General features: G+C 61.4%; 8 protein-coding genes and 2 pseudogenes. 6 read left to right on the plus strand and 4 right to left on the minus strand.

Annotation, left to right across the window (positions count from 1 at the left end):
* Nucleotides 1-104: 104 nt before the first annotated feature.
* Nucleotides 105-1,040: an alpha/beta hydrolase gene (locus tag HSX14_RS17235; protein ID WP_173180374.1), complete on the minus strand. Its 936-nt coding sequence runs from the start codon at nucleotides 1,038-1,040 to the stop codon at nucleotides 105-107.
* Between the two features lie 106 nt (nucleotides 1,041-1,146).
* Here HSX14_RS17235 and HSX14_RS17240 point away from each other — a divergent pair, with 106 nt between their 5' ends.
* Nucleotides 1,147-1,698, plus strand: coding sequence for a TetR/AcrR family transcriptional regulator (locus HSX14_RS17240; RefSeq protein ID WP_173180375.1), 552 nt, complete (start codon nucleotides 1,147-1,149; stop codon nucleotides 1,696-1,698).
* A gap of 295 nt (nucleotides 1,699-1,993) precedes the next feature.
* Nucleotides 1,994-4,039: a P-loop ATPase, Sll1717 family gene (locus HSX14_RS17245; protein WP_173180376.1), complete on the plus strand. Its 2,046-nt coding sequence runs from the start codon at nucleotides 1,994-1,996 to the stop codon at nucleotides 4,037-4,039.
* 448 nt (nucleotides 4,040-4,487) lie between these two features.
* Here HSX14_RS17245 and HSX14_RS17250 read toward each other — a convergent pair whose 3' ends face one another.
* Nucleotides 4,488-5,468, minus strand: a complete 981-nt coding sequence (locus tag HSX14_RS17250) for an AraC family transcriptional regulator (protein ID WP_175384270.1) — start codon at nucleotides 5,466-5,468, stop codon at nucleotides 4,488-4,490.
* Between the two features lie 565 nt (nucleotides 5,469-6,033).
* Here HSX14_RS17250 and HSX14_RS31660 point away from each other — a divergent pair.
* Together HSX14_RS31660 and HSX14_RS31665 are read left to right on the plus strand one after the other, a co-directional pair.
* A pseudogene (locus HSX14_RS31660) lies at nucleotides 6,034-6,663 on the plus strand (PAS domain-containing protein); the annotation flags it as partial.
* A 222-nt stretch (nucleotides 6,664-6,885) separates the two neighbouring features.
* Nucleotides 6,886-7,254 (plus strand): annotated as a pseudogene (locus tag HSX14_RS31665) (methyl-accepting chemotaxis protein); the annotation flags it as partial.
* A gap of 106 nt (nucleotides 7,255-7,360) precedes the next feature.
* On the opposite strand, the gene HSX14_RS17260 reads toward HSX14_RS31665, so the two are convergent.
* Nucleotides 7,361-8,251 (minus strand): LysR family transcriptional regulator, encoded by an 891-nt coding sequence (locus HSX14_RS17260; RefSeq protein ID WP_173179607.1) that lies wholly within the window; start codon nucleotides 8,249-8,251, stop codon nucleotides 7,361-7,363.
* A 103-nt stretch (nucleotides 8,252-8,354) separates the two neighbouring features.
* Here HSX14_RS17260 and HSX14_RS17265 point away from each other — a divergent pair, with 103 nt between their 5' ends.
* Together HSX14_RS17265 and HSX14_RS17270 are read left to right on the plus strand one after the other, a co-directional pair.
* Nucleotides 8,355-9,881 carry an NADH-quinone oxidoreductase subunit L gene (locus HSX14_RS17265; protein ID WP_173179605.1) on the plus strand — a complete coding sequence of 509 codons (1,527 nt, stop codon included), beginning with the start codon at nucleotides 8,355-8,357 and terminating at the stop codon, nucleotides 9,879-9,881.
* Nucleotides 9,878-12,325, plus strand: a complete 2,448-nt coding sequence (locus tag HSX14_RS17270) for a YbcC family protein (RefSeq protein ID WP_173179603.1) — start codon at nucleotides 9,878-9,880, stop codon at nucleotides 12,323-12,325. Before HSX14_RS17265 ends, HSX14_RS17270 begins: the two co-directional genes overlap by 4 nt.
* Nucleotides 12,326-12,379: 54 nt before the next feature.
* Here HSX14_RS17270 and HSX14_RS17275 read toward each other — a convergent pair whose 3' ends face one another.
* Nucleotides 12,380-13,168, minus strand: coding sequence for an EAL domain-containing protein (locus HSX14_RS17275; RefSeq protein WP_173179601.1), 789 nt, complete (start codon nucleotides 13,166-13,168; stop codon nucleotides 12,380-12,382).
* Nucleotides 13,169-13,332 lie beyond the last annotated feature (164 nt).

The following is a 13,332-nucleotide window of genomic DNA, read 5'->3' on the forward strand; positions in this document are numbered from 1 at the left end:
CATGAGAGCCAAAGGAGTGAGGGTCCTGGGGCCGGCTGCAAGCGCAATCGGCCAATAGCGGATTCCGACATGGCTTAGCGGTCTTCATTGAGGCTTGAGGGTATCTACGAATCCAGGGGCGTCGCGTGATGCAGGCCTTTCAGAAACTCCAGTTCCCTGGATATGACCTCGCTGAAGAAAGGCTCGAAGTAAGGCTGGAAATGGTTGGCCTTGATCTTTTCCACGGTGATGTAAGGGTTTTTCACCTTGCTGATTGCCGGCTCTACGAAGGGGGCGACAGTGTCCTCCGTAGCGCCCAGCAATAAAGTGGGAATCTGGATCTCCTTCAATCGTTTGAGCGGGCGATAGGGACCCATTGTGATCAGGGAGCGCGCAGCGACACGATTGTCATACTTGCGCCTCAAGCTGCGCTCGGCCAATTGCAGTGCCGTGTTGGCGTCATCCCTGTCCATTGAAGAAAAAGCCCCGGGTTCGCTGACAACCGGAATATAAATTGGCCGCCCGGGTTTGATCAGGTCGGACAAACAGTAAACAGCGAATTTCATCAAGCGGAGGGCAGGCAATCCCAATACCGTAGCCATGCCATCGAGCATGGGGACCTGAGCGATCACCCCTGCCAGTTCTGGATGATCGGCTGCAAGCTCCACCGCATGGCCACCGCCGAACGAAGACCCCCAAACCACGATCTTGGTTGGGTCGATGCGTGGATGGGATTTCAGGAAGGCGAGCGCTGCATCGGCGTCTCGCATGCGCTGGCGAGCCGAAATGGTCTGCCGAGGAAGCCCGGCGCTCTCACCCCAGCTGCGGTAGTCGAAAGTCATGACCGCATACCCGGCGCGCGTGAACTCTTCATAGAATGGCACCGTCAGTGCGTTCTGAATGCCTCCCCATCCGTGCACCATGAGAATGGCCGGCCGGGCTTGTTGGCTGGCACTTGCCGGCCAATGCAGCGTGGCTGCGCACCAGATACCCTCCGAATAGAAGCCTGTACGTTCACTTTCGCACGTAAGGTCTTCAGGGTTATGTCTCAGTTTTTCCAAGGCGCAGCTCCAGAGGCAGGATTATCTTGGATGGCATTCAAGACTTGAATCTAGCCCTCTTGAATGCACATCAAGAATGGCCCGGGCGACATTGGGAGTTGGCAGCATGGCCAAGAACAAGCGTGACATTGATCTGGATGTGAAAAGAGGGGAACTGGAAGAAACCGCCGCCAGGCTGTTCATCACATGTGGCTACGACGCCACTTCCATGGGTCGAATTGCCCAAGAGTTGGGAGTGACCCCGAATACCCTCTATTGGTACTACGGCAGCAAAGACGAACTCCTGGTTGGGGTACTCAACCGCCTGTTATCGGACAGCCTAAAGCGGCTGCCCTCGATAATGGGATTAACCCTGAAGGACCAGATTGCCTGGGCGTTACAGGAATTCGAACAAAGCCGAGCGCTGGTCAATACGGTTCACGGCAAACTTGGCCAATCCGCAGTGATTCATGATTGGCATGAGGGATTTCACAGGATCCTGGAAACGACGGTGGTCCGCGCGCTGAAGACCCAAGGCGTGAGTGAAGGGCGAGCCGGGATGTTGGCCACGGCAGCGACGTTTCTCGTAGAAGGCCTCCTGGCACATCCGCACACCGAGCAGCAGCGTGACGACATTCTTGAGTGGTTTTCCCAAAACGCCTTTGCAGACCTGGCCTGATCATGCAAAGCCCGCTTTGCATAAAAGACAGCTGTAGCTGAATGACTGCTTATGGCCGGTAGCTGCCTATCATCAGCGTCTGCTTTCGGCCAATAGCGGACGGTGGGCTTTGCCGGTGTTCGGCCATGCGGACACTTAACAACTCTGGGTCAACCATGACCCATGCGTGAATCATGTCATTGCGGCTGTGACGTTTCCTTCCAAGAGCGTATGGTGACCTAGAAATCAGCGCTGGCTTTATGCCAGTATTTCGTTGAGCGCATATCTGCATGCAGACGATCAAAGGGAAATTGTAATGGCACGTATTCAGCTACCCAAGGACGCATTGCAACGGGTCAAGTTAGGTCAGGCATTCGCAGAGTACGACATCATTCGAAGTGATCATGAGCTTTTTGTTAGCACGCCAGCTACGCTTGCGGCGTTAAATCCAGAGAGCTCAAACTGCTTTTTCGTCGGCCGAAGAGGTGCGGGGAAAACAGCAATTACATTTGAAGTGGAAAGAAGGTTCACCAGAAGCATTGGGATTGTCCCCCAAATATTTGACCTGCTTAAACTGCCTCTTGAGCAAGATCAATTTCGCGACACTAGGCAAAGGCCTTTCAAGTCGCTAATGCACTCTATGGAGCGCGCATTAATTGATGAGGTAATTAAAAACTGGGTCGAGGAAGACGTCCTGTCATTTGACAAGGCGCCTGACACAATAAGAAGGGAGAGAGGCCTTATTGAAGATTGCGATTTCGATCAAAGGGTTCTGAATCTCACAGAGGAGATCTTCGATGCTTACACCAAAGACAACGATAAATTGTGGCTGAGGCAAATTAGCCGCAGTAAAAATTTGTTATCAGAAATAAATCAAGTTACAACGAGTGGGCCCGCCGGCCATATTTTACTGATAGATCGGCTAGATGAGTCTTGGGACGGGTCGGACTCTGCAATAATTTGTTTGATGGCTCTCATGCATGCCGCTGTTAGATTGATAGCCTCGACTCGGCATATAAAACCCTATGTATTTATTCGTGAAAATATATACGACAGAATCCGAACGATAGATAATGAATTTTCTCGACTAGAAACTTCTGTAGTGTTTCTTGATTGGTCTACTGAAAAGCTCACCGAACTAGTAGAGCGAAGATTAATTAAGCCGTTTACTACCAAGCCTTCACTCGGTGGAGAGGCATGGCAATATTTTTTTGAGTCCGAAGACATCAAGACCAGTATCAGTTCAGTGATGGGGCTCTGTCAGCATCGACCGCGGGACGTGCTTATGCTTACCAGTTACGCAATTGACTCTGCGATAAATCATGGGCACCAAAAGGTACGAGACTCTGACATGGAGGTGGCGTCAAAGCGGTATAGCACTAGTAGATTGAAAGACCTTGGTGATGAGTACGCAGAGAATTACCCAAATATCAGTCTTATTTTGGAATATTTTTTTGGGCTAGGCAATGAATATACCCTCGTTGCTATTGAGGACTTTATTCAAAAATTACTGGTAACTGCGTCAGTTAACAAATACTGCAGCTCATGGTTTTATGACTATACAACCCCATTCCGTTTTGTGGAGGTCTTATATAGTATTGGCTTCTTGGGCATCCGCAGGAAAAAGCATGTTGAATATAAAGAGTCTGGGAAGGACTCAAACGCCAAGCCGTCATTTGATCATGGCTCAACCTTTTACATACATCCAACTTATCACGAAGCCTTAAATCTGCAGCCGATTCTCTTGAAAGATCTGCGAGACGAAACGCCACTCAAAAGTGAGGGTGTTTTGGAAGATCTCCCTGATACATTCAAGCTTGATGAATACAAAGGCGCTCTGCAAGAAAATCTCGACGATTTGAGAACATTGCCCAAGGGCACTGCGGGTGCAGCCAAGTTTGAGGAGATAGTTGGAAATGTGATTAAGCTATGTTTCTTTAGGTCTCTAACTAACGTGCAGCCTCACGAACGCGATCATGAGGGGAGTGTGGTTCGTGACTGGGTTGCCTCTAATAGGGCCCCGAATGGGTTCTGGGAAGTCATAAGGAACAAGTATGGTTCAACCCAGGTTGTCTGGGAATGCAAGAATTATGAAGACCTGTCTGCTAGCGACTTTCATCAAATAAATTACTACCTCAATGATACTTTTGGCCGGTTCGGGATAATTGCTTTCAGGGGGGAAGAAGTTAAAAGCAGCTACTACAGACATATATCTAATATAATAAATAGAAATAAATCAGGTCTCGTTGTGTTGCTCACTCAAAAAGATCTTGAGGTTTTTTTGCGCCAGGCAATCAAGGGCGCCTTCAAAGAATCACACTTGCAAGACAAGTATGACCAGACCATCCGGCAAATCTCTTGAGTTAGGCTCTATATCGATGTACCAGCGAAGCTGACGTTCCGCTTTGGGTCGATACGGCCTATCACCAGCGTCCGCTACTGGCCGATTGCTGCCTTTCGTCACCTGCTGCAATCGGCCAGAAGTGACCTGTCGCACTAGGCGGCCAGTGACCGATAACATCCCACCACTACCGCACGGGCTTTCTTCCCTCACAGACAAAAGCCCGCCCCCATGTACGACCTACACGACCGATTCGACGTCGCTTCCACGCAAAGGACATCGACGCCATCTCCCATCTACTGGCCGGCCTCGATGATCAGGTAGCCAAGCCGCTGTGGGCGAAGCTGCCAGAGAACTGCCGATGCCGACGCGTGCGCCCTCCCCTCACACCACTGGCCACCACAGCCGGGCGTGAAGGGGTGAGTGACGACGAGATTGAACAGGAGCGGCCGTGAGAGCGCTCGCCGGCCTATAGCGCCCGCACCGGAATACAGATATCGCAGCTGAACTCGCCGGTTTCAGGGTCGACCGCCGTGGCAGCGGAGAACCTCTCAAAGCATGGACGGTCGTCGCATTGCAGGCCGCTCGAGGGCATCCATTCACACATCAGCCACGTCCAGGCGTCCGCCAGCTTCTCCGTCTTCCCCTTGAAGCTCGCGACGGCATAACGACCACCCGGCAGGGTCCTGATATCGGCCTGGCCACCGGCAACGAAATGCGCGGGCACTTCGACGCAGGCGTCATACCGGCACTTGCTGGCGGGCGTTATCGAGGGATCATCATAACCCACGCCGTAGCAAGCCTCCCCGCTGAGGCCGTTCGAGAGCATCCAGGGCGCAATCGTATCGCGCCAGAATGCGCTCACTGCCGGGCCGTAGGGGCCAATCAAGCGTTGATAGGCGACTCGCACCCGGGGTAGATCGATGATACGTACGTCCATGGAGGTCTCTTCCGTTGATAGACAAGAGACTTCAGCCTCCCCGAACGCAGCCTCGCATGCCTGACCACCATTGCCGAGGACCTGATCAGGATTGCTATTCAGTACGCCAGGCTGCTGGCCGAGGGCGGCCGCCTGTGCAGCCACACGCTGCGGAGCATGGCTGCGCCAGTCCGACGGTGTGCAGCCGAACTTGAGCTTGAAGGCCCGCGCAAACGCCTCGCCCGAACTGAAGCCAGTGGCCAGCGCGGTTTCGAGAACCGTTTCAATGGGGCCGCAGGACAGACGAAAGGCCGCCTTCTCGAGCCGACGCCGACGCGCATAGCTGCCAAGCGTTTCCCCCATCCACGCGGCGAAAATGCGATGGAAATGGAAGCGCGAGAAATTGGCGATATCGGCCAATCGCTCGCCATCCAACGGCTGATCGAGATGAGCATCGATGTAGTTGAGCACGCGGTTCATGCGTCGCGTGTACTCGGCGCGTGATGCCTGGGCGCAAGGTTTGCTGGTCATGGTCCCTGGATCCGAAACGTCCCTGTCCCGCCAATATTCGCTTATCGGGCCGCCCCTGGAAAAGGACCACGCGGCAGCAGCAGCTACCTACCGACGCGCACGCCTCGGCCGGCTGAACATCCCGGCACCCATCAGCTCGCGCACATGCTCGCTGGGCTCGATGGCATGCTCCGGCGGCTGACCCTGCGCCGATCAGGCCTGGCGCGCCACCTCCTTCACCACCGGTGCCGTCGTGTGCAGCAACTGCAACGCCTCCTCGCTAATCGCTGCCTGCCCTGCACGGCGCATCAACGACAGCCGAACATCCAGCAATAGCCGAACGCAACCGCTCGCCAGGCGCAGCTGGCGTCCATCGGGCCGACTGCACCCACTTGGGTGAATTTCATCGCCGGCCCTCACCCTTGACGGCCTTCGGACGATATTCTTAAAGAAGAATTCTCTGCCCCTTAGCCGCTGCATCGAGGTCCTCATGTTCGGTTCACACCTTCGCAATGAATTGCAGGCCTACAAGAATCGCTTCCAGAACATCGACCAGAAACTGGCGGCGATACGCAGCAGCATGGCGATGATCGATTTCACACCGGCTGGCGAGATCCTGGACGCGAACCAGGCGTTCCTGAACGTGGTGGGTTATCGCCTCGAGGAGGTGGTAGGCCAGCACCACCGGCTGTTCTGTCCCGCGAGCCTGGTGAACAGCCCGGAGTACCGGCAGTTCTGGAACCGGCTCTCGAAGGGCGAGAGCTTCAGCGACCGTTTCATGCGGCTGACCAAGGATGGCCGCGAGATCTGGCTCGAAGCCACCTATATGCCCGTCCACAACGGCGAGGGCCAGGTGGTGAGCGTCATCAAGATTGCAGCCGATATCACCCGGCAGATCCAGGCGGAGAACAAGCAGATCAGCATGCTCACCGCCCTCGACCGCTCGATGGCGGTGATCGAGTTCAACCTGAACGGGGAAGTGCTGGAAGCCAACGAAAACTTCCTGGCCACCATGGGTTATCGAGCCGAAGAAATCCGTGGCAAGCACCACCGCATGTTTTGCGAGCCGGCGGAGGTCAACAGCGACGATTACCGCCGTTTCTGGCAACGCTTGAATCAAGGCGAATACATCCACGAAGTCTTCAAGCGCGTCGCCAAGAGTGGCCGTGTCGTATGGCTCAGAGCCACTTACAACCCGCTCTATGATGCGGCCGGCAAACTCTATGGCGTCGTCAAGTTCGCCAGCGACATCACCGCGCAGGTCGAGCGCCGCAACGCCGAGTCGGCCGCAGCGCAACTGGCCTATGAGATCGCCCAGAAAACCGACGGGAGCTCGGTGAAGGGCGCGGCCACGGTGGATGAAACCAGGCAGGTCGTTCGCGGCATTTCCGAGGAACTGGACCAGGTCTCCGAGCAGATCGGCGCGCTCAGCACCCAATCGGAGCGCATCGGCAGCATCGTCCAGGTCATCAGGGGCATCGCCGACCAGACCAACCTGCTCGCCCTCAATGCTGCGATCGAGGCTGCACGGGCAGGTGAACTCGGGCGAGGCTTTGCGGTGGTGGCGGATGAGGTTCGCAACCTGGCGTCGCGGACCAGCCAGGCGACCCTGGAAATCAACGAGGTCGTGCAGCTGAACCAGAACCTGACCCAGAGCGTCGTGACGAGCATGCTGGGCAGCCAGGAAAAAGTGAGGAAAGGTGTCGCCCTGGCAGGAGAGGCCGGAGAGGTCATGCTGGAGATCCGCGCAGAGGCGCAGCGGGTGGTGAGCGCGGTCGGCCAGCTACGAGAAACCGTTCAGAACTAGACCTGAGGCCCTGGCCGCCGGCCGTCAGCTTGCGCTCCGCAGCGCCCCTCCTCCGCCCAGGTGCGCCCTCCTCCTCCGCCACTGCCCGCGCACGCAGCCCACGCCCTCATTTCACGTCGTGCGCCCTCGGACCGCCGAACATCTCGTCGAGGATATTGAGGTTGAACTGGCGCTGCAGGGTGACGGCGTAGAACCGTTCGGCGATGTCAGGGACTTCGGCGTACAGCTCCAGCGCGCCGCTGCGCAGTTCGTCCTGCACCACCACGGCAGGCAGCAACGCGATATCGCCGGAGTCCCGCGCCAGCAGGCGCAGCATGGCCATGTCGTCGACCTCCGCGCAGATGTCCGGCTGCACGCCGTGGCTGTTGCAATAAACCTCGAACTGGCTGCGCACATCGCTGCTGCGGCCGGGCACGATCAGGCGGGCCTGCTGCAGGTCGCGGCGCAGGTCGAAGGGGTGGGCATCCTCGCGCGGCGGGCCGATCAGACACACGGCCTGGCGATCGAGCAGCCGGCACTGCCAGGTGCGCTGGCTATCGGCGCTGACCGCCTTGTTGGTCAGCACCACATCCAGCTTGTGCAGGGCCAGGCGCTCCAGCAGCTCATCCACGCTGCCTGACTCCAGCGTGATGCGCAGGCCTTCACGGCCGAGGAAGGGGCGCAGCAGGTTCTCCTGGAAGTTCCGCGACAAGGTGGCGACAGCGCCGATGCGCAGCGTCTGGCTGGCCTGCCGGGTGTTCTGCAGGGTGGTCTGCAGTTCGCTGCCGAGGGCGAAGATGGTGTCGGCGTAGTCCAGCACCAGCTGCCCCGCCTCGGTAAGCCGCAGGCTGCGGCCGGAGCGGATGAACAGGACATGGCCGAGCTGCTCCTCCAGCACGCGGATCTGCGTGGAGAGGGCCGATTGCGATACGTGCAGCGCGTCGGCGGCCCGGGTGAGGTTGCCTTCCTTGGCCACGGCCCAGAAGTAATGCAGGTGATGGAAATTCAGTCGGCGCATTTTTCGTTCTTCTAAAGTGAACGATCAGTTCTTATCAATCTATTTTTAATAGTTCAAGCACTCTCCGACACTGGCGCCATCCAGTGTTCGCGGAGCGTGCGCCATGCCCACCCTGTCTCTTTCCCTGGCCCAGCTGTTGCCCTGGGTCTACGCCCTGGCCCTGCTGCCGGCGGCCTGCATCGGCTCGCCACGCCGGCTCTGGTGGCCGGCCCGCACGGCCGGCTACCTGGGGCTGGCCGTCGTCGCTGCCGCCTGGCTGCAGGCCGCCCTGGACGGGCAGGACAACGACCGGCTCGGTCTTGCGATGGCCGGCCTGGTCGCCCTGCTGGCCATGGTGATCACCGACTACTCGCTCCGCTACCTGGATGGCGAGCCGGGGCAGCGCCGTTATGTGCTGGCCTTGCTCGGCACCCTGGCCGCCGTGGCGACGGTGGTGACCAGCGCTGACCTGTACCTGCTGGTCGGTGCCTGGATCTTGTCCAGCCTGTGCCTGCACCCCTTGCTCACCTTCTACCGCGACCGCCCCCAGGCCGTCGTGGTGGCCCACAAGAAATTCCTCGCCAGCCGGCTGGCCGATGCCTGCCTGTTGCTGGCCACGGTGCTGCTGGTGCGCGCGAGTGGTGACAGCCAGATCGCCGCCATCCTGGAAGCGGTCGACGCACGCCTCCAGGCAAGCGGCCAGCTCGGCTGGGATCTGCACCTCGCAGCCCTGCTGCTGGCCCTGGCGGTGATCCTCAAGTCGGCCCAGCTGCCGGTCCACGGTTGGCTGATCCAGGTGATGGAGGCGCCGACACCGGTCTCGGCGCTGCTGCATGCCGGGCTGGTCAACCTGGGGGGATTCCTGCTGCTGCGCTTCGCCCCGCTGCTGTCCGCTGCCACTCCGGCGCAAAGCCTCCTGGTGCTGGTCGGCGGTCTCACGGCGGTGATCGCCGCCCTGGTGATGATGACCCGCATCAGCATCAAGGTCCGCCTGGCGTGGTCGACCTGTGCGCAGATGGGGCTGATGCTCCTGGAGTGCGGCCTTGGCCTGTACGAGCTGGCCCTGGTGCACCTGCTGGCCCACTCGCTGTACAAGGCCCATGCCTTCCTGGCTGCCGGCGAGACCGTGGCCCAGGCCCGCCACCACGCGCTGCACCCACAGGCGCCCGCGCCCGGGTTGGGCAGCCTGGTGCTCGCCCTGTTGCTGGCGGGCGTGACGCTGGCCGTGCTGCACTGGCTCTGGACATGGGCGTTGCCCGGCTACGCGCTGCCGCTGGTGGCCCTGACGCTCCTGGCAATCGGCCTGGCGCCCTGGTGCCTGCGCCGAGGCCAGCTGGCATATGGGTCGGCCATGTTCGCCCTGCTGCTGGGCGCGTACCTGGCCTGGCACCAGGCGGCCGGATGGATCCTCCACCAGCAGCTCGCCGAAGCGCCGACGCCGCTGAGCGGGCTGGCCGTGCTGCTGTTCCTCGGCCTCTATCTACTGCAGGCCGTGATTCTCGCCCGTCCCCACGGCGCCCTGGCGCAACGCCTCTACCCCCTGGCCTTCGCCGGCTTCTACCTGGACGAGCACTTCACCCGCCTGACCTTCCGCCTGTGGCCCGTGCGCCCGCCGCAGCACGCTCTTTCACCCCACGGAGACCGCCCATGACCGCGCTCGAACCCATCACCGGCCTCGAGCCGGACGCCCTGCACGAGATCGCTCGCCAGGCCTGCGCCCGGATCGCGCCAACCTGGCCACTGGATCGGATGATCGCCGTCAGCCCGCTATGGGAACGGCGCGACCAGGACTGGCAGACCGTCGCCAGGCAGCTCTGGCAGCGCGCCGGCATCCGCTTGACCCTCGGCGCCGCCGACTATCGCCAGGCGTGGCGGGACGGGGGTATCGCCACGCGCCATCTGCACCAGGCACTGGCCGAGCACGGCGCGGCGGGAACGACCGCACAGCTGCTGCAGGCACTGGACGCTGCCGAGGAGCCCGGTCCGGGATTGCCGCTTCTGGAGGACCTGACCGAGCCGGGCATCCCGCTGCCCGGCTGGCCCGTGCTGATCACCCAGCAGATCGGTCAATGCTGCGCCGCCTGGTTCGACCACGAGCAGGCGGACTGGCGTCCAGGCGAGGGCAGCGGGCTCTACCAGGCCTGGCACAGCAGCATGCTGGCAGACAAGGGCTTGAGCGTGCTCAGCGCGTGTCGCGACCTGCACCAGCGCATCGTCGAGCTGCCGGAACACCCCCAGGCAGCCCTGGAGACGGCGGTGCGGCGGCTCGGCTTGACGCCGGACGACTGGGCACCCTGGTTCGACTGCCTGCTGCTGCGTTCCCTGGGATGGGCGTCCTGGTGCGCCTACCGCCGCTGGCAGGCCAATCTGCGGGGCGAAGACGACCAGACGATGCTCGAGCTGCTCGCCATCCGGGCGGCCTGGGAGTCGCTGGTGGATGACCGTCGGCGTGACGGTGACAGCCGCTGGCGGCGTTGGCGTTCGGCCTGGCAGGAGCACCTGCTGCAGCCGCCGTCGGCCACCTGGCAGGCGCTGCAGGTGTGGCAGCGGGCCGACGAGCTGGCGTGGCAGGAGCGACTGCAACACACACTGTGCCGGGCCACACCCGCCGAACGGCCGCAGCAACCGCTGGCCAAGCTGTTCTTCTGCATCGACGTACGCTCCGAACCGCTGCGACGCGCGCTCGAACACGCCTGCCCGGAGCTGGAAACCGGCGGCTTCGCCGGCTTCTTCGGACTGCCGATCGCCTACACCCCGCTGGGTACCCGGGCCACGCGCCCGCAACTGCCGGGCCTGCTCGCCCCGCAGCTGCAGGTCAGTGACGGCAGTGGCGACGCCATCCGGGACCGGCAACTGGCGCGGGAACGCCGGGGCCGCCTGGCGCGCCAGGGGCACTGGCGCCTGTTCGAGCGGCTGCCGGCATCGACCTTCACGCTGGTCGAGAGCCTGGGCCTGGGCTACGCCGGCGCGCTGCTGGGCCGGACCTACGGCCTGGCCGGCGGCGCAGCCCAGTCGGAGCGCAGCGCCTGGCGCCGCGTCGAATGGCAATGCCTGGAGCCACGCTTGCTGGAGGTGACGCTGCAACAGAAGGTCGAGCTGGCCGAGCGCATCCTCAAGGCCCTGGGCCTCGACGGTCCCGTGCCTCCGCTGCTGGTGCTGCTCGGCCACGGCAGCCAGAGCGCCAACAACCCCCAGGCGGCCGGGCTCGACTGCGGCGCATGCTGTGGCCAGAGCGGCGAGATCAACGCGCGCCTGCTGGCCAGCCTGCTCAACGACACCGAGGTCCGGGAGGGCCTGCGCGAGCGCGGGCTCGACCTGCCGGCGCACTGCCATGTCCTGGCCGGCCTGCACAACACCACGACCGATGAGGTGCAGGTGTTCGGCGTCGAGACGCTTGCGCAGGCCCTGCAGCCCAGCTGGCTGCGCCTGCGCGCGGCGCTGGACAGCGCCACCATGGAAGTACGCCGGCAACGGGCCATCAAACTGGGGCTGGCCCCGGTGCGCGAGCAGCCTGGCAAGCTGCTCGGACGGCTGCGCCGGCGCGCCCGCGACTGGGCTCAGACCCGCCCCGAATGGGGCCTGGCCGACAATGCCGCGTTCATCGCCGCGCCCCGTTCGCGCACCCGTGGCGTGGACCTGCAGGGCCGCGCCTTCCTGCACGACTATGACTGGCGGCGGGACGAGGACGGCCGGATGCTTGAGCTGATCATGACCGCGCCCATGGTGGTAGCGCACTGGATCAACCTGCAGTACTTCACCTCGACCACCGACAACCTGCGCCTGGGTAGCGGCAACAAGCTGCTGCACAACGTGGTCGGCGGGCAGATCGGCGTATTCGAGGGCAACGGCGGCGACCTGCGCATCGGCCTGGCCCGCCAGTCGCTGCACGATGGCCGGCAATGGATGCATCGTCCGCTGCGCCTGCACGTGGTGATCGAGGCGCCGCAGGGCATGATCGACCGGGTCATCGCGACCCAGGCGGTGGTGCGCGACCTGGTGCAGCACGGCTGGCTGCACCTGCTGCGCATCGACGGCCATCCCGCGCGAATGGAGCGACGCACATCCGCAGGCTGGCAGGCGCTACCGATGGACTGAGCGCCCCGTCACAGCCGCCGCCCGAACCTTCAGGCGGCGGCTGTGGCGATCGATCTAGTTCTCGGCATCCCGCGGAAAGACAGCCTGTGCCAGCCGTGCGATTTCGGGCCGGGCGAAGAGGTAGCCTTGCATGAGCTCGATGCCGAGAGTGAGCAGCGCATCGCACTCCTCGCGCGTTTCGATGCCCTCGGCCACGACCACGATGTTCAGGCGTTTGGCGACCAACACGATGCCTTCGACTATCGCGGCCCTCACCGGGTCCCGATCGATGTTCCGGGTGAGCGCCATATCGATCTTCAGCACCTGCGGCTGGAACATCGCCAGTAGGTTCAACCCGGAGTAACCCGAGCCGAAATCGTCGATGGATGTGGTGAAGCCGCGGCGCTCGTACTCCTCGAAAATCGACTTCAGGTGCAGCGGGTCGTCGACACGCTCACCTTCGGTCACTTCGAACATCAACCGCTCCGGCGGGAACTCGAACAGCCTGGCCGCCTCCAGGGTGGCTCGGATGCAGGTCTCGGCCCGGTACACGGCCTTTGGCAGGAAATTGATGCTGAGCTTGCAGTCCGGAATGCCCAGCAGCCCCAGCGCCGTCGCCCTCTCGATGGCCTTGACCCGGCAGGCCTGGTCAAAGCGGTACCGGTTGGCATCATCGACCCGCTCCAGGATGCTGGCCGCGGACTCGCCGTTCACGCCGCGAACCAGGGCCTCGTAAGCGAAGGGCTTGCGGGTTCTGACGTTGACTATCGGCTGGAACGCCATCGTGAACTCGAACCCCAACCCTTCCAGGTTGCGACACTCTGCGCAGCCGACCGATTCGAATCGCGCGAAATCCTGGGGCATGGCTGTTCCTCGAAGTGTTTGGCAAGCGCCGGATGCAAACGTGGCGCCTCGACAGATTGATCGGGCTGCATAGACGTTAGCAGTGCTGCCCGATGCGCATTTTTGAAAGCGTTCCACAGCATCGTGCTTCAGGGACGCGTCCAGGATCGCAGCCAGTCTCGGCA

This window comes from Pseudomonas tohonis, assembly GCF_012767755.2.
GTDB classification, from domain to species: Bacteria; Pseudomonadota; Gammaproteobacteria; order Pseudomonadales; family Pseudomonadaceae; genus Metapseudomonas; species Metapseudomonas tohonis.